At 62.0% G+C, this 16,685-nt stretch carries 13 protein-coding genes; 7 read left to right on the plus strand and 6 right to left on the minus strand.

Annotation, left to right across the window (positions count from 1 at the left end):
- Nucleotides 1–10 precede the first annotated feature (10 nt).
- On the minus strand, nucleotides 11–238 hold the full coding sequence (locus PspTeo4_RS16405) for a hypothetical protein (protein WP_322364888.1): 228 nt from the start codon (nucleotides 236–238) through the stop codon (nucleotides 11–13).
- A 376-nt stretch (nucleotides 239–614) separates the two neighbouring features.
- Between PspTeo4_RS16405 and PspTeo4_RS16410 the strand changes: the two genes are divergently transcribed.
- The 4 genes from PspTeo4_RS16410 to PspTeo4_RS16425 are packed head-to-tail and all read left to right on the plus strand — an operon-like array spanning nucleotide 615 to nucleotide 4,057.
- Complete coding sequence (locus PspTeo4_RS16410) at nucleotides 615–1,328, plus strand: ABC transporter permease (RefSeq protein ID WP_322364889.1); 714 nt, start codon at nucleotides 615–617, stop codon at nucleotides 1,326–1,328.
- 13 nt (nucleotides 1,329–1,341) lie between these two features.
- Nucleotides 1,342–2,253 (plus strand): glycine betaine ABC transporter substrate-binding protein, encoded by a 912-nt coding sequence (locus PspTeo4_RS16415; RefSeq protein ID WP_322364890.1) that lies wholly within the window; start codon nucleotides 1,342–1,344, stop codon nucleotides 2,251–2,253.
- Nucleotides 2,250–2,903 carry an ABC transporter permease gene (locus PspTeo4_RS16420; RefSeq protein ID WP_322364891.1) on the plus strand — a complete coding sequence of 218 codons (654 nt, stop codon included), beginning with the start codon at nucleotides 2,250–2,252 and terminating at the stop codon, nucleotides 2,901–2,903. The genes PspTeo4_RS16415 and PspTeo4_RS16420 overlap by 4 nt, the downstream gene beginning before the upstream one ends.
- On the plus strand, nucleotides 2,900–4,057 hold the full coding sequence (locus PspTeo4_RS16425; protein WP_322364893.1) for an ABC transporter ATP-binding protein: 1,158 nt from the start codon (nucleotides 2,900–2,902) through the stop codon (nucleotides 4,055–4,057). The genes PspTeo4_RS16420 and PspTeo4_RS16425 overlap by 4 nt, the downstream gene beginning before the upstream one ends.
- A gap of 122 nt (nucleotides 4,058–4,179) precedes the next feature.
- On the opposite strand, the gene PspTeo4_RS16430 is transcribed toward PspTeo4_RS16425, so the two are convergent.
- The 3 genes from PspTeo4_RS16430 to PspTeo4_RS16440 form a co-directional block, all read right to left on the minus strand.
- The gene (locus PspTeo4_RS16430; RefSeq protein WP_322364894.1) at nucleotides 4,180–6,609 is read right to left on the minus strand and encodes a TonB-dependent siderophore receptor; all 2,430 of its coding nucleotides are present in this window, start codon (nucleotides 6,607–6,609) and stop codon (nucleotides 4,180–4,182) included.
- Nucleotides 6,610–6,717: 108 nt separating this feature from the next.
- Entirely contained in the window at nucleotides 6,718–7,680 is a 963-nt protein-coding gene (locus PspTeo4_RS16435) for a FecR family protein (protein ID WP_322364895.1), read from the minus strand.
- 17 nt (nucleotides 7,681–7,697) lie between these two features.
- A complete protein-coding gene (locus PspTeo4_RS16440) occupies nucleotides 7,698–8,186 on the minus strand; it encodes an RNA polymerase sigma factor (protein ID WP_322364897.1) in 489 nt (162 codons plus the stop codon).
- 586 nt (nucleotides 8,187–8,772) lie between these two features.
- Between PspTeo4_RS16440 and PspTeo4_RS16445 the strand changes: the two genes are divergently transcribed.
- The gene (locus PspTeo4_RS16445) at nucleotides 8,773–9,936 is read left to right on the plus strand and encodes a type III PLP-dependent enzyme (protein ID WP_322364898.1); all 1,164 of its coding nucleotides are present in this window, start codon (nucleotides 8,773–8,775) and stop codon (nucleotides 9,934–9,936) included.
- A gap of 150 nt (nucleotides 9,937–10,086) precedes the next feature.
- On the opposite strand, the gene PspTeo4_RS16450 is transcribed toward PspTeo4_RS16445, so the two are convergent.
- The gene (locus tag PspTeo4_RS16450; protein ID WP_322364899.1) at nucleotides 10,087–10,836 is read right to left on the minus strand and encodes a tetratricopeptide repeat protein; all 750 of its coding nucleotides are present in this window, start codon (nucleotides 10,834–10,836) and stop codon (nucleotides 10,087–10,089) included.
- A gap of 3 nt (nucleotides 10,837–10,839) precedes the next feature.
- Entirely contained in the window at nucleotides 10,840–11,520 is a 681-nt protein-coding gene (locus tag PspTeo4_RS16455) for a Fe2+-dependent dioxygenase (RefSeq protein ID WP_322364901.1), read from the minus strand.
- Between the two features lie 220 nt (nucleotides 11,521–11,740).
- Between PspTeo4_RS16455 and PspTeo4_RS16460 the strand changes: the two genes are divergently transcribed.
- Nucleotides 11,741–14,011, plus strand: coding sequence for a TonB-dependent siderophore receptor (locus PspTeo4_RS16460; RefSeq protein WP_322364902.1), 2,271 nt, complete (start codon nucleotides 11,741–11,743; stop codon nucleotides 14,009–14,011).
- Between the two features lie 102 nt (nucleotides 14,012–14,113).
- Nucleotides 14,114–16,672 carry a sulfite reductase flavoprotein subunit alpha gene (locus PspTeo4_RS16465; RefSeq protein ID WP_322366876.1) on the plus strand — a complete coding sequence of 853 codons (2,559 nt, stop codon included), beginning with the start codon at nucleotides 14,114–14,116 and terminating at the stop codon, nucleotides 16,670–16,672.
- The last annotated feature ends 13 nt before the right edge of the window (nucleotides 16,673–16,685 follow it).

A 16,685-nucleotide genomic window follows, 5' to 3' on the forward strand; every position in this document is an offset into this window, starting at 1 on the left:
CGCCCTGCACTTAGATGCCATCACAAGACTCATCCAAGTCCCGCAATGTGATCTTCATTTCCCCAGGGAAACGCACTACCAGTTCAAGACTGGCGCCCAGTATCTCAAGGTGCCTGCGCAACATCGATATAGGCATGTCTTCGATTCTGCCCTCACCAAATGAATCGCCATCAATGCCCAGTTGCCTTCGAAGCGCACCGAGAGTCGCTTCGTCCATTGGATTCTCTTCATAACCCATGCCTGTCTCCGTCATGTGAAAAATTTCCGTCCGAATCCTGGCCTTACGACCAACGTTGCGATAGCAGGTAGTTCAACGCCTGGAAGTAAGAATCGCACTACTTTTTCGTGCGAAATTTCCATGCTGGTAGTGATTAACACTGGCCAAATGCCGCCTCAGATGGGAACCTTTACACCCACGGAGACGTCCACTCCCCTGCCACCCGCTTCGGCCGGGACTGGTTTCATCAGCATTTTCGGGCCCGACGGGGTTCGGCTCATGGCGTGACTGCTGCCTTCGGCAAGCACCACGCTGCTACTCGCGACCACACTGCCTGCCGCCAGGAATGGCCGGCCGCCACGGGAGTGTGTTCGCCGACTACACAAGGAGTCCGCCTGTGGCTGCACGCTACGGAAAAGGGCTGTTGGGATGGGCCGCCGTGCTCGTCATCCTGGCCCTGCTGGTCCACTGGATCGGCATCGACACGATCGCGCGATATCGCGACGATCTTGGGTTTTATCTGCAAGCGCACCTGGTACTGGTGCTGGCTTCGATGGCGGCGGCGTTGGCCGTGGGCATCCCCGCTGGCATTGCCCTGAGTCGACCGCACCGGGTCGACAAAGCCGAGCGCTTCATGCAGTTCTTCAACGTTGGCAACACCATTCCCCCTCTGGCCGTTCTGGCCATCGCGCTCAGTATCCTGGGCATCGGCGCTGGTCCCGCGATCTTCGCGCTGTTTCTCGCCTCCCTCCTGCCTATCGTGCGCAACACCTACGAAGGCCTGAAGAACGTCCCCGCCTCACTCAAGGAAGCCGCCACCGGCATTGGAATGACCCCGCGCCAGCAGCTCTGGCAGGTGGAGCTGCCCAATGCCATGCCGATCATCGTCGGTGGTGTGCGCGTGGCCCTGGCACTGAACGTGGGCACCGCGCCGCTGGCATTCCTGATCGGCGCCAACAGCCTGGGCAGCCTGATCTTCCCTGGCATCGCCCTGAACAACCAGCCTCAGCTGCTACTGGGCGCCGCCTGCACGGCGCTTCTGGCGTTGGCACTGGATACCGCGGTGAGTTTCTCCAGCAAGCGCTGGCTGGAACGTGGCCTGGCCCGATAACGAGAGGGACCCCATGAAGAAGACAATCGCCTTGCTGCTGGGCGCGGCCTTGCTGTTCGCAGGATTTGCCCAGGCAGCGGACAAACCGCTGATCCGCATCGGTGCGCGCGTGTTCACCGAACAGACCGTGCTGGCCGAGATCACCGCCCAGTATCTGCGCGCCAACGGCTTCGATGTACGCGTGACCACCGGCCTTGGCAGCAGCATTGCGCGCCAGGCCCAGGAAACCGGCCAGCTCGACCTGATGTGGGAGTACACCGGGGTCTCGCTGGTGTCCTACAACCACATCGACCAACGCATGCCCAGCGCCGAGGCCACCTACGCCAAGGTCAAAGAGCTGGACGCGAAGAAGGGCCTGGTCTGGTTGACGCCATCGAAGTTCAGCAACACCTACGCATTGGCCTTGCCACGCAAGGTGGCGCAAGCGTACCCGCAGGTCACCAATATCTCCGACCTCAACAAGGTTCTGCGCGCTGAAAGCGAACGCAGCCACCTGGTGGCCCTGGATACCGAGTTCGCCAACCGTCCAGACGGCCTGGTCGGCCTCAAGCAGATGTACGACCTGCAAGTCGGCCGCTCGAACATTCGCCAGATGGACGCAGGGCTGGTCTACACCGCCTTGCGCAACAACCAGGTGTTCACAGGCCTGGTCTACACCACCGACGGCCGCCTGAGCGCCTTCGACCTGAAGCTGCTGGAAGACGACAAGCACTACTTCCCCGACTACACCGCCGCCCCCGTGGTGCGCAAGGCCGTGCTCGACGCCAACCCAAGGTTGGCCACGCTGCTCAAACCTCTGGCCGAGCAACTGGATGATGAAACCATGCGCCAGCTCAACGCCAAGGTGGATGTGGAACACCAGAACCCCAACTCCGTGGCCGCTGCGTTCCTGCGCGAACACCCACTCAAGGAGGTGCAGCCATGAACCTGCTCGATACCTTCGCCCACCTCGACTGGGCCCAGGTGCTGCAACTGACCTGGCAGCACATCATGCTGGTCGGCGTCGCGGTGGGGTTGGCGATCATCGTCGGCGTGCCGCTGGGCATCCTGATGACCCGCTTCCCCGCCGTTGCCGGCCCTTTGCAAGCCAGCGCCACGGTGCTGCTGACCATTCCATCGATCGCCCTGTTCGGCCTGTTGCTGCCGTTCTATTCCAAGTTCGGCCAGGGGCTCGGCCCTTTGCCGGCGATCACGGCCGTGTTCCTTTATTCGCTGCTGCCGATTCTGCGCAACACCTACCTGGCCCTGACCAACGTCGAGCCGGGCATCCGTGAAGCCGCCAGAGGCATCGGCATGACCTTCGGCCAGCGCCTGCGCATGGTCGAACTGCCCATCGCGGTGCCGGTGATTCTCGCCGGTGTACGCACCGCCGTGGTCATGAACATCGGCGTCATGACCATCGCCGCCACCATCGGTGCTGGCGGCCTCGGCGTGCTCATCCTCACCTCCATCAGCCGCAGCGACATGTCGATGCTGCTGGTCGGCGCTGTGCTGGTCAGCCTGCTGGCGATCATCGCCGACCTGCTCCTGCAAATCCTGCAACGTGCCCTGACTCCAGAAGGACTGCGCTCATGATCGAACTCAAGAACCTCAGCAAGACCTTCAACGTGAACGGCAAGGACGTCAAAGCCGTCGACTCGGTAAGCCTCACCGTCAACGAAGGCGAGATCTGCGTGTTCCTTGGCCCTTCTGGTTGCGGCAAGAGCACCACGCTGAAGATGATCAACCGCCTGATCACCCCAACTTCCGGCCAGGTGTTCATCAACGGCGAAGACACCAGCGCACTGGACGAAGTGACCCTGCGCCGCCACATCGGTTACGTGATCCAGCAGATCGGCTTGTTCCCCAACATGACCATCGAGGAAAACATCACCGTGGTCCCGCGCCTGCTCGGCTGGGACAAGCAAAAGTGCCACGAGCGCGCCCGCGAGCTGATGCACATGATCAAGCTCGAACCCAAACAGTACCTGCAGCGCTATCCCCGGGAGCTGTCCGGTGGACAGCAGCAGCGCATCGGCGTGATTCGCGCCCTGGCTGCCGAGGCGCCGGTGCTGTTGATGGATGAGCCGTTCGGCGCGGTCGACCCGATCAACCGCGAGATGATCCAGAACGAGTTCTTCGAGATGCAACGGGCGCTGAACAAGACCGTGATCATGGTCAGCCATGACATCGACGAAGCCATCAAGCTGGGCGACAAGATCGCCATCTTCCGCGCTGGCAAGCTGTTGCAGCTGGACCATCCGGATACCCTGCTGGCCCATCCGGTCGACGATTTCGTCAGCAACTTCGTCGGCCAGGACAGCACCTTGAAACGCCTGTTGCTGGTGCGCGCCGAAGATGCGGCGGACAACGCGCCTTCGGTGAGCCCCGAGACGCCGGTGGGCGACGCGCTGGAATTGCTGGACGAGCACGACCGTCGCTATGTGGTGGTAACCGATGCGGCGAACAAGGCGCTGGGGTATGTGCGTCGGCGTGACATGCATCGCCAGCAAGGCACGTGTGGCGAATTCCTGCGCCCTTTCAATGCCACGGCTTCCCATGACGAGCACCTGCGCATCCTGTTATCGCGGATGTACGAGTTCAACCGGGCGTGGTTGCCGGTGCTGGATGCCGAGCAGGTGTTCCTGGGTGAGGTGACTCAGGAATCGATTGCGGCTTATCTGAGTTCGGGGAGGTCGCGGGGGGCGAAGACCAGCATCGTTTCGCCGGCTGAGGCAGTGGCCTCTTAAGCGCCGGGGGCGCTTTGCGCCCCAATCGCCGGCAAGCCGGCTCCCACAGGTTCGGCGCCGACCTCAAGGCATGCGCTGTACCTGTGGGAGCCGGCTTGCCGGCGATTGGGATGCAACAAATGTCAGAACCCTACACTGGCCTGCACATAGAAGGTGCGCGGCTCACCCACATAAATGCCGGCATTGTTGTCGCTGGAGCGGGTGAAGTACTGCTTGTCGAAGAGGTTCTTCACCCCCGCCGCCAGCTTCAGGTTCGACATCTGCGGCCCGAAGTCATAACCACCGCGGGCATGCCAGGTCACGTAACCCGGAATGTCGCCGTACTGCCCGTCAGCACTCGGCTCGGTGATGTAGTCACCGTTGAAACTACCATCGGCGTTGATCCCGGTGCCTGGCGCGCGCTGCTTGGACTGGGCGTAGGCATCCAGATTCCAGGTCCAGCGGTTGATTTCATAGCGCAGGCCGGCAGTGGCCACTTGGCGGGAGTAGAACGGCAAGTCGCGGCCCTTGAAGCCTGGAATTTCCCCTTCATAGGTAGCGCGGGTGTAGGTGAAACCTGCATTGGCCGACAACCCCTGCAGACGCGGGTCGAGGCCGGCCAGGTCATAACGCATCGATGCTTCGATACCTTGGTGCTTGGTCGCGCCCAGGTTGGTCCAGCCCACATCGTTGCTGATGTACTGCAGCTCATCATCGAAGTCGATGTAGAACGCCGTCAGTTCGCCTGCAAAGCCGCCGTTGTCATAACGTGTACCGATCTCGTAGGTCTTGGCCTTTTCCGGCTCCAGGCCATTGGCGGTGCTGTTGCCGGTGCCGCCCTGACCCAGCTGGAAGTACTGCAGGCTGCCGAACGATGTTTCGTAGTTGGCGAACACCTTCCAGGCGTCGGAGATGTGGTACATCACGCTGAGCGATGGCAGTGGCTCGTTGCTGGTGATGCTGCGGTTCTTCTCAGCCACCGGCTTGCCGTTGGCACCGATCACCGGGCGATCACGCCAGTCGGTGTTGATGTGCTCGAAGCGGATGCCGGGGGTAATGGTCCAGTTGCCGACGTCGATCTTGTCGTCGATGTAGTAGGCGCTGGCCTCGGTGCCACCGCTGCGGTCCTGGAACACATGGCCGTCGGAACCCGGAATCGGCGTGGGCACGTTGTCGACCAGGCCCAGACGCGTGGACTGCTCGCGCATGGCCTCTTTCAGGTAGCGGTAACCCACGCTGACTTCCTGGGTGGTGGGGCCGGCGAAGAAGATCCGGGACACACGCGGCTCGATGGCGAAGGTGTGGTAGTTGCGCGGGTAGGAAGACAAGGTCTTCATGTCGCGCGAGGCAATCGCACTGCCACGGAAACTGTCGGTGTAGTACGTCAGCACTTCGAACTGGGTGGCATCGTCGATCTGGCGCAGCCACTTGAACGACACGTCCTTGCGCCGGCCAGAGAAGTAGTCGTAGTCACGTACCGACTGGAACGGGTTCTGGTCGTACTGCGCCTGGGTCAGGCCACCGGGCATGTCGGCACGGCCATCGTAGTAGTGGAAGTTCAGCCAGAACTCGTCACTGTCGGTCGGCGCCCAGTGGGTCTTGAGGATGACATCGTCGATGTCATTGCCGTTGTTGCTTTCGCGGTAGCCGTTGCCGTTCACCCCGGTGTACAGCAACGCAACGCCCATGCCGTTGTCTGCTGTACCGCCGACGAACGCCGACTCGGTGTGCTTCCAACCGCCATGCTGCGAGGTTTCCAGGGTAGTGGACAACTCGGCCGAGGCCTTCTCGGGAATCGCCCGGGTCACGAAGTTGATCACCCCACCGACGTTCTGCGGGCCATAACGCACCGAGCCTGCGCCACGGACCACGTCGATGCTGTCGAGGTTGCCCGAGGAAATCGGCGCCATGGACAGCTGCGGCTGACCATATGGGGCGAAGGCCGCCGGAATGCCGTCGATAAGCACAGTCGAACGGGGCGACAGGCGCGAGGTCAGGCCGCGTACACCAACGTTCAGCGACAGGTCGCTGCCGCCAGTGCCGTTGGAGTCCTGAACCTGCACGCCAGGGATGCCACGCAGTGCGTCACGCACGTTCATCGTGCCCTTTTCCACCATCGCCTCGCGGCGCACCACCGTGCGCGCGCCGGGGTGGTTCTGCACCACGCTCTGCTGGGCATCACCCAGCCAGTCACCCACCACCTTCACATCGGTAGGGGCCAGTTCCAGGCTGCCGGTGGTCAGGGTGCCAGCGGTCTCGGCCGGTTTCACCACCACGGTGTCCTGGGACATCTCATAGGTCAGCCCGCTGCCTTGCAGCAACTGCTGCAACGCTTGCTCCGGTGCCAGGTTGCCGGACACCGCCGGGGCCTGCTTGCCGGCCACCAGCTCAGGGCTGAAGAACAGCTGCAGGCTGGTCTGCTGGCCCAATTGGCTCAGCGCCGACGCCAACGGCTGGGCCTGGATCTGGATTGCGGCGGTGGCCTGTTCGGCATGGCTGTTGACGGCCACGGCGCTGACCGCCAGGGCCAGCGCCAGAGCGCGGAAGCGAGGGAATGGCTTGTTGTTGTTCACGTCTTCGAAGCATCCTGAAAGTCGGGATAAACGCCAACCGCATGCAAATGAAAATGCTTGGCAGTTGCAGCTGGCGGGGAAGACGAACGAGCGAAAAAAAACCTGAATTTATTTTGCGATTATTTCTCGGGAACCGTCTTCGTGGGTCTTGATGGCCACTGGCAGGATGCTCGGCAAGGCCCGCAGCAACGCGTCGGTGTCGTCGGTGCTGAAGGTACTGGACAAGCGCAGGCCGGCGACCTTGCCAGGGGCGACACGCAGTGGTTGGACACGGTAACGGGACACTTCTGCCACCACTTCGGCCAAGGTTGCGTTGTCGAACACCAGCTTGCCCTGGCGCCAGGCCGTCAGCGCAGCCGCATTGACCGCGTAAGGCCCGGCCACCTTGCCCTGCGCATCGATGGACGAGCCTTGCCCTGCAGTCAATTGCGCCAGTGACGCATCACGGCCCTGCACACGCACCGAGCCTTGCTCGACAGCCACGCGGGTAAGCGCCGGGTCCAGGCGCACGTCGAAACGGGTACCAGTGACGGTCACGCTGCCTTGGGCGGTGTCGACCACGAATGGCCGGCTGGTGTCGTGAGCCACCGTGAACATCGCCTCGCCGGCTTCCAGCACGATGTGCCTGCGGCCAGCGCTGAAGGCCACCTGCAGGCGCGTGCCGCCATTGAGCTCAAGGTGCGAACCGTCGGGAAGGTCGACCTGACGGCGCTCGCCGAAGGCGGTCTGCAAGGAGTCCTGATGATTCAGGTGCTGATACTGCCAAGCACTCCAGCCCAGGCCCAGGGCCGCCACCGCCACACCGGCAGCCAATGCCTGGCGCAGGAATCCACGCCGTGGCAGCTGGCGTACCGGCTCCGGTTCGCACAAGGTCTGCAGCCGCTGTTGTGGGATGAAATCGGCAGCGCACCAGAGCCGCGCCAGCACCTCATACTCCTCGCGATGGCTAGGATGGGCCTCCAGCCAGGCCCGCAACTGGGCCATCAGCCCGGCATCTTGCGGCGCATCCTGCACGCGAGCGAACCATTCGGCCGCCTGGTCGCGGACGGTATCGGTGCCGTGCTGGTTCATCGAAAAGGTCTCCTGACTCATCTTGCGGACACATCCAGGTGCTCACGCAAATGTCGGAGCGTGCGGATCATATACTTTTCGACCATGTTCTTGGTCAAACCCATGCGCTCGGCGATCTCGGCCTGGGTCAGGCCTTCGAGTTTCTGCCAGATGAAAACCCGACGGCAGTTGAGAGGAAGCTCGGCCAAGGCCCGCTCGACACTGTCGGCCAGTTCCAGGGCGTGCACATAGGCTTCGGGGTCGTCGCTGGACGCGACGCCCTCATCGAAGCTTTCCTGCTCCAGTTGCTGGCGTCGATCTTCGCGACGAAAACCGTCCACTGCGATGTTGCGGGCGGTCTGGTGAAGATAGGCGCGTGGCTGATCGACCTGTTCACGCGTGTTCTCCAGAACCCGCACGAAGGCATCATGGGTAAGGTCCTCGGCCTGCTGACGACTGCGCAACTTGCGCGTCCAGGTGCCGATCAGCTCATGGTAGTGGTCGAGGAAGCCTTTATGTCCAGACACGGTCAGGGTCGTCAGGGAGGCAGATGAGGGTGCGAATAGTAATGTTTCTCATCAAACACAGCAAATCCGCCAGTCGGTAACAAAAAATTTATGGCTGATTTCATGCACGCGAGTGCCAGGAACATGTGGCCATAAATATGAACACCACCACGCCCTTCGCGGGTAAACCCGCGCCCACCTGAATAGCGCAATCCCTGTGGGAGCGGGTTTACCCGCGAAGGGGTCAACAACACCTATTCCACAATTTTTAACGCTTGCGCCCTCGCAGGGAACATCTGCCGGTCACACGAGTCGGTTATTCAGGTAACTGCTCGTCGATCCACGACGATCACGTCGGGATTGGCTGTTGATCTTGCTTTCTTCACGCCCTAAAGTGCGCGCCGAACGTCCATGCTGGAAACGATCCATCCGGCTCAAGTACTGACGACGAGACAGCAAGGTCACCCGCCGCTCCGCTTCACGGGCACGGTTGACCTTTTTGCTTTCGGCGACATGCCTTGGGAAGTAGGCGAACCAAAGTGGGGATACGGAGGACGTTCAGTTTGCAGCCACTTATCTATTCAGTTTGCCCATGGAGTCCCTGAGCATGTCGATCCAGGTCGAAGACTATTTCGCGCGTGAAACCTTCCAGAAGATGAAGGCGTTCGCCGACAAGCAAGAAACCCCGTTCGTACTCATCGACACCCAGATGATCAGCCAGGCCTATGACGACCTGCGCGCCGGTTTCGAATTCGCCAAGGTCTACTACGCAGTCAAGGCCAACCCGGCGGTCGAGATCATCGATCTGCTGAAAGAGAAAGGTTCGAGCTTCGACATCGCCTCGATCTACGAACTGGACAAGGTGATGGGCCGCGGTGTCAGCGCTGATCGCATCAGCTACGGCAACACCATCAAGAAGTCCAAGGACATCCGCTACTTCTACGAGAAGGGTGTGCGCCTGTACGCCACCGACTCGGAAGCCGACCTGCGCAACATCGCCAAGGCCGCCCCGGGCTCGAAAGTGTACGTGCGTATCCTCACCGAAGGCTCCACCACTGCCGACTGGCCGCTGTCCCGTAAATTCGGCTGCCAGACCGACATGGCCATGGACCTGCTGATTCTCGCCCGTGACCTGGGCCTGGTGCCCTACGGCATTTCCTTCCACGTGGGTTCGCAGCAGCGCGACATCAGCGTCTGGGACGCCGCCATCGCCAAGGTCAAGGTGATCTTCGAGCGCCTGAAGGAAGAAGACGGCATCGAGCTGAAGCTGATCAACATGGGTGGCGGCTTCCCGGCCAACTACATCACCCGTACCAACAGCCTCGAGACCTACGCCGAAGAGATCATCCGCTTCCTGAAGGAAGACTTCGGTGACGACCTGCCGGAAATCATCCTGGAGCCAGGCCGTTCGCTGATCGCCAACGCCGGTATCCTGGTCAGTGAAGTGGTGCTGGTTGCGCGCAAGTCGCGTACCGCCGTCGAGCGTTGGATCTACACCGACGTGGGCAAGTTCTCCGGCCTGATCGAAACCATGGACGAGTCCATCAAGTTCCCGATCTGGACCGAGAAGAAAGGCGAAGCGGAAGAAGTCGTGATTGCCGGCCCGACCTGCGACAGCGCCGACATCATGTACGAGCACTACAAGTACGGCCTGCCGCTGAACCTGGCGATCGGTGACCGCCTGTACTGGCTGTCGACCGGTGCCTACACCACCAGCTACAGCGCAGTGGAATTCAACGGCTTCCCGCCGCTGAAGGCTTACTACCTGTAATGCAGAACGGGGCCGCAAGGCCCCGTTTTGTTTCACCTGTACTGCCCCTATCGCCGGCAAGCCGGCTCCCACATGGACCGCACCGACCTTGAGGCCATCGCAGTACCTGTGGGAGCCGGCTTGCCGGCGATAGGGCCAGTCAAGGCGACCTCAACTCTCGCGCTGTTCGATTTCCTCGGCATACCGCGCCGCAAATGTCATCAGCACCGGCCCTGCCCCCTGCAAGGTCAGCAATGCACTGCGCAGAAAATTCAAGTTCCCCTCAACCCGCGCCCGCTCCAGCCACGGCATGGCCTCCGCCACCTGCCCACGCTCGACCAGCACCATCGCCAGGCTGAACATCCCACGAAAATCCCCTGCCTCGGCCGACCGCCGATACCAGCGCACTGCCCGCACCGGGCTCGCGGCGGTGGCGATGCCTTGCTCCAGATAACGGCCGTACAGGTTCATCGACTTGGCATGGCCCATCTGCGCGGCCTTCTCGTAACAAGCCAAGGCCTGCGCCTGGTTGACCGGCACCCCTCGCCCGGTAGCCAACAGATTACCCAGGTTGTAAAGGCCCCAGTCCAGGCCCGCGTCGGCCGCACGCGCATAGTGAATGGCCGCCTGGGCAAGGTTCACCTCGCCGCCCCAGCCATGTTCCAGGCAACGTCCAAGCATGTTGAACGCCATGGCATTGCCCCCTTGCGCGGCAATGCCGAACCAGCGTCGCGCAATACCGGCATCCGCTTCGATGCCGCGCCCGTCGAGCAAGATCTGCCCGAGCAGCAACTGCGCGTCGACCACGCCCTGCCCCGCTGCCGCCAGAATCGCCTGGGCAGCCTTGCCGGGGCTGTCTTCGAGCATGGCCTGCAGGTCGGCGCCATCCACCACTTCTTCACGACGCAATTGGTAAGACACGGCTCAGACCTCGGCCCAGCGGCGCAACAGGTTGTGGTAGGTGCCGGTCAGTTGCAGCAAGGAAGGATGCTCAGGCACATCGGCGGTCAGCTGCTGGATGGCATTGTCCATCTCGTACAGCAACGTACGCTGCCCATCGTCGCGCACCAGGCTCTGGGTCCAGAAGAACACCGCATAGCGTTCGCCACGGGTCACCGGGTTGACCTTGTGCAGGCTGGTGCCGGGGTACAGCACCAGGTCACCGGCCGCCAGCTTCACCTGCTGCACGCCGTAGGTGTCCTGGATCACCAGCTCGCCCCCGTCGTAGCTGTCCGGGTCGCTGAGGAACAGCGTCGATGAGAGATCGGTGCGCACCCGCTCCGGGCTGCCCTTGGGCTGGCGCAGGGCGTTATCGATATGGAAACCAAAGTTGCCGCCTTCGCGGTAGCAATTGATCAGCGGCGGAAACACCTTGTGCGGCAGCGCCGCCGACATGAAACGCGGGGTTTTCCACAGGCGGTCGATCAATGCGCTGCCAATTTCCTTGGCCAGCGGGTGACCTTCGGGCAACTGCAGGTTGTGCTTGGCCTTGGCCGACTGGTAACCCGCAGTGACCTTGCCATCGGCCCAGTCAGCCTGCTCCAGGGCCTCGCGGATGCGGGAGAGCTCGTCAGCGTCGAACAGGCCGGGAATGTGAAGCAGCATGGCGAGGCACCATCAAGATATGTAAAGGCGCAATGATATTGATTCCCTTTTACGCCGCACAAGCCCCGTTCGCCGCTTAAGACGTTTCAGCTCATGAAAACCGTAAAGGCAAATTGTAAAGATTGTAAATTTCTAACGAATGGTAACGACTCTCAATTGTGAGTCACAATTACTTACATTAACATCCGCGGCCTTCATACCTTGGGGAAGGTCCACAAAAATGCGTTACGTGCCATCTGCTGTGAGTTCACCACGTCTTCTCGTCTCCGCCATCGGTATGGCGCTCAGCGCCACCTCGGCCTACGCCGCCGATCCGGCCGCCAGCAGCGCCGTCACGCTCGACGCAACCAGCGTCAACGGCAAGGCTGAGCAAGCCAGCACCGACTACAAAGTCGAGAAGGCCTCCTCGCAGAAGTACACCGCACCGCTGGTGGACACGCCACGCTCGGTCACCGTGATTCCGCAGCAAGTGATCAAGGACACCAATGCCCTGAGCCTGCAGGATGCCCTGCGCACCGTGCCAGGCATTACCATGGGTGCCGGTGAAGGCGGCAACCCGTCGGGCGACCGTCCGTTCATTCGCGGCTTCGACAGCCAAAGCTCGATGTACCTGGACGGCGTACGGGATACCGGTTCGCAGACCCGTGAAATCTTCGCGGTCGAATCGGTGGAAGTGGCCAAGGGCCCGAACTCCACCATTGGCGGTCGCGGCGCAGCTGGCGGCTCCATCAACATGGTGAGCAAGCGTGCGCATCTGGGTAACTCGCTTGATGCGGCCTGGACCTGGGGCAGCGACCAGACCCAGCGCTACACCCTGGATGGCAACTACCAGTTCAGCGACAGCGTTGCCGGCCGTCTCAACCTGATGACCCACGAAAGCAACGTGGCCGGGCGTGATGAGGTCAACTACGACCGCTGGGGCGTGGCACCTTCGCTGGTCTTCGGTCTGGGCACCGACACCCGCGTGAGCCTGGACTACTACCACATGGAAAGTGACGACCTGCCAGACTCGGGCATTCCCTATAGCCTGCGCTCCGGCAGCTCGGCCAACCGCACCTCGGCCAACCCGGACAAGCCGACCCACGGTGGCGGCAGCAGCAGCAACTACTATGGCCTGGTCGACCGCGACTTCTACAAGACCCGTGCCGATATCTCGACCATCAGCATCGAGCATGACCTGAGCGACTCGCTGACGATCAAGAACACCCTGCGCCACGGCAACACCCTGCAGGACTACATCTATAGCCAGCCGGATGACAGCAAGGGCAACATCCTCAATGGTGAAGTCTGGCGTCGCCCGAACAACCGCGTGGCCAACACCCGTACCACCACCAACCAGACCGATCTGTACGGCGAGTTCTACCTGGGCGGCATGAAGAACACCTTCTCCACCGGTATCGAACTGAGCCGCGAAGCTTCGACGAAGTCAGGCTACGACGTCACCGGCTTCAAATCCGACAAATGCACGACGGCAACCGGCCAGATCTCGGGCGTCTGCACCTCGTTCCAGAACCCGAACCCGAACGAAGCGTGGGACGGCGACATCAGCCGCACCCAGGCAGGCGCCGACACTACGGGTAACACACGGGCCATCTACTTCACCGACACCCTGGAGCTGGATCCGGCGTGGTTGCTGACCATGGGTCTGCGCTACGACCACTTCGACACCAAGGCCAAGACCAAGCTCGCCGACGGCTCCACCAGCTTCAAAACCGAAGATACCAGCGAGTTCGTCACTGGTCAGTTGGGCCTGACGTGGAAGCCTGCCGAGAACGGCAGCATCTATGTTTCGTATGCCACCTCGGCCACCCCACCAGGCGCCTCGCTGGGTGAGGGCTCCGATGGCAACGCACTGGTAACGGCAACCACCACCAGCGAGCTCAAACCGGAAGAAACCACCAACTACGAAATCGGTACCAAGTGGGACCTGCTCGACGAGCGTCTGGCATTGACCGCTGCGATCTTCCGCACCGAGAAGGAAAACGCCCGTGTTCTGGTGGACAACAACACCTACCAGAACGTCGGCAAGACCCGCGTCGACGGCTTCGAGCTGAGCGCCAGCGGCAAACTGACCGATGCCTGGCAGGTATTTGCCGGCTACACCTACATGGACGCCAAGCTGGTTGATGGTGGCTCGCAGAAAGTGGGTACCGTCTTCATCGATGGGTACAACGATGGCAACCAGTTGCCCAATACCCCCAACAACAGCCTGACCCTGTGGACCACCTACAATGTCACGCCGAAGTTGACCATCGGCGGTGGCGCCTTCTACGTCGACGACGTATTCGGCAACACCACCAACAGCGTGATGGTCGATTCGTACTGGCGCTACGACGCCATGGCCAGCTACAAGCTGACCAAGAACGTCGACCTGCAGTTGAACGTGCAGAACCTCACCGATGAGGTCTACTACGACAAGGCCTACAGCGCTCACTACGCCAACCAGGCAGCAGGCCGCACTGCATTGCTGACCACCAGCGTCCACTTCTAAAGCTGTAACCCGAAGCCCCGTTCATTTCAGTGAGCGGGGCTTTTGCGTATCAAGGCATAATTCACGCCGCCCGGCCCTGCGCGGCATTACATGGTGATCGATGTGTTGAAGAAGTCGCTGTTCCAATTGCACTGGTTCTTTGGCATCACCGCCGGCCTGGTGCTGGCTTTGATGGGCATCACCGGTGCGGTGTACTCGTTCCAGGAAGAGCTGCTGCGCCTGTTCAACGCCGACGTGCTCAAGGTCGAGGTGCGCCAGGAAGGCGTGCTGCCGCCTGCAGAGCTGGTCAAGCGAGTCGAGGCGGCACAAGGCGACAAGGTCTCGATGCTGTGGGTCGACACCCGCGAAGGCAATGCCGCACGCATCTTCTTCACCCCTGCCCCGGGCGAGCGCCGTGGTGAACTGCGCTATGCCGACCCCTACACCGGTGAACTCAAAGGTGAAGTGGCCGGGCAAGACTTCTTCAACCTGATGCTGCAACTGCACCGTTTTCTGGCCATGGGCGAGACCGGCGGGCAGATCACCGGTGCCTGCACCCTGATGCTGGTGTTCTTCTGCCTGTCCGGGCTGTACCTGCGCTGGCCGCGCAAGGCACTGAACTGGCGGGTCTGGCTGACCTTCGACTGGGCCAAGAAGGGCCGTGCGTTCAACTGGGACCTGCACGCGGTGGCCGGTACCTGGTGCCTGTTGTTCTATCTTCTGTTCGCCCTCACCGGCCTGTTCTGGTCTTACGACTGGTACCGCGAGGGGCTGAACAAGTTGCTGGCTGACACTCCGGCGGCTGGCGAACAGCACAAACGTGGCGAAGGCCGCGGCGGGCGCCATGGCCCGCAGAAAGTCGACAAGAACGCACCGCCGCTGGTGGTCGACTACGACGCCATCTGGAGCAACCTCAAGGACGCTGCAGGCCCAAGCCTGACCACCTACAACCTGCGCCTGCCCCCGGCCGGCAACCAACCCGCCACGCTGTTCTACCTGCTCGACAATGCCCCACATGAGCGAGCCTTCAACACCGTCACCCTGGACCCGGCCAGCGGCCAGTTCAAGCGTGTGGAACGCTACGATGACAAGTCGTTCAAGGCGCAGCTGCTGCAAAGCGTCTACGCGCTGCACGTAGGCAGTTACTTCGGTCTGACCGGGCGAATCATCGTCACGATCGCCAGTCTGACCATGCCACTGTTCTTCGTCACCGGCTGGCTGCTTTACCTTGACCGTCGCCGCAAGAAGCGCCAGGTCCGTGCTGCACGTGGCACTGTCGCCAACACGACCAGCAATGGCGATAACTGGCTGATCGGTTTCGCCAGCCAGAGCGGCTTTGCCGAGCAGCTGGCCTGGCAGAGCGCCGGGCAATTGCAGGCTGCCGGCCTGCCTGTGCAAGTGCGTCCACTGGCCGACCTGAAGGAAAACGACCTGCGCGAGGCGCGCCGTGCGCTGTTCGTGGTCAGTACCTTCGGTGATGGCGAAGCGCCTGACAGCGCCCGCGTCTTCGAGCGCAAGGTGCTCGGCCAACCCTGGGCATTGAACAACCTCAACTATGCCGTGCTGGCACTGGGAGATCGCCAGTATCCGCATTTCTGTGGTTTTGCCCGGCGCTTGCAGGCCTGGCTCAGCGAGCGCGGCGCCAGCAGTGCCTTCAGCCCTGTTGAAGTGGACAATGCCGACCAGGTGGCGCTGCAGCACTGGCAACAGGAACTGGCGACCCTCACCGGGGCCAAGCCCGTCGCCACCTGGCAGGCACCCAGCTTCGACAACTGGAGCTTGACCCGCCGCGACCTGCTCAACCCAGGCAGCCAGGGGCAGCCGGTCTACCTGCTTGGGTTGCGACCAGAACACCCGGCAGACTGGCAGGCAGGCGATCTGGTCGAGGTGCTGCCCCTTAATGGTCAGCCGCAGATCAACGCATTCCTGAACGGTCTGGGCCTGGATGCCAGCACCATGGTCCGTTTGGGAGGCCTCGACGAGACCCTGGCCCAGGCCTTGGCCAACCGCCAGTTGCCGACCCACCGCAGCCACCTGCTTGGCCTTCACGCCCAGGCCGTGGTGGATGCCTTGGCACCGATTGGCAGCCGCGAGTATTCCATCGCCTCGATTGCCAGCGACGGCGAACTGGAGCTGATCGTACGCCAGGAACGTCACCCCGATGGCAACCTGGGGCTGGGTTCCGGCTGGCTGACCGAGTACCTGCCGCTGGGCGGCACCCTGAATCTGCGCCTGCGTCGCAACAGCGGGTTCCACCTGCCTGAGGCGCCGGCACCGATGATTCTGATTGGCAACGGCACTGGCCTGGCGGGCCTGCGCAGTCTGCTCAAGGCACGCATCAATACCGGCGAGCAGCGCAACTGGTTGCTGTTCGGCGAACGCAACCGTGCCCACGACATGCTGTGTGGCGATGAGCTGCAAGGCTGGCTCGACAACGGCGACCTGGCGCGACTGGACCTGGCGTTCTCGCGGGATCAGGCCGAGAAGGTGTACGTGCAGGATGTGTTGCTGCAACAGGCCGACGAGTTCAAACGCTGGGTTGCCGAAGGTGCCTGTGTGTATGTCTGCGGCAGCCTGCTGGGGATGGCTGCGGGGGTTGATGCCGCGCTCAATGGCATCCTCGGGGAAGAGGCCGTGCAGCAACTGATCGAGGATGGGCGGTATCGGCGGGATGTGTACTGATCAGGGGTTGAGA

Source organism: Pseudomonas sp. Teo4, assembly GCF_034387475.1.
Taxonomy (GTDB): Bacteria; Pseudomonadota; Gammaproteobacteria; order Pseudomonadales; family Pseudomonadaceae; genus Aquipseudomonas.

What these genes read in the sequence shown, in the direction of transcription:
- PspTeo4_RS16405 (WP_322364888.1), bottom strand. Translation starts at nt 238, where the DNA reads ATGGGTTATGAAGAGAATCCAATGGACGAAGCGACTCTCGGTGCGCTT.
- PspTeo4_RS16425 (WP_322364893.1), top strand. Translation starts at nt 2,900, where the DNA reads ATGATCGAACTCAAGAACCTCAGCAAGACCTTCAACGTGAACGGCAAG.
- PspTeo4_RS16460 (WP_322364902.1), top strand. Translation starts at nt 11,741, where the DNA reads ATGCGTTACGTGCCATCTGCTGTGAGTTCACCACGTCTTCTCGTCTCC.
- PspTeo4_RS16435 (WP_322364895.1), bottom strand. Translation starts at nt 7,680, where the DNA reads ATGAACCAGCACGGCACCGATACCGTCCGCGACCAGGCGGCCGAATGG.
- PspTeo4_RS16445 (WP_322364898.1), top strand. Translation starts at nt 8,773, where the DNA reads ATGTCGATCCAGGTCGAAGACTATTTCGCGCGTGAAACCTTCCAGAAG.
- PspTeo4_RS16415 (WP_322364890.1), top strand. Translation starts at nt 1,342, where the DNA reads ATGAAGAAGACAATCGCCTTGCTGCTGGGCGCGGCCTTGCTGTTCGCA.
- PspTeo4_RS16420 (WP_322364891.1), top strand. Translation starts at nt 2,250, where the DNA reads ATGAACCTGCTCGATACCTTCGCCCACCTCGACTGGGCCCAGGTGCTG.
- PspTeo4_RS16455 (WP_322364901.1), bottom strand. Translation starts at nt 11,520, where the DNA reads ATGCTGCTTCACATTCCCGGCCTGTTCGACGCTGACGAGCTCTCCCGC.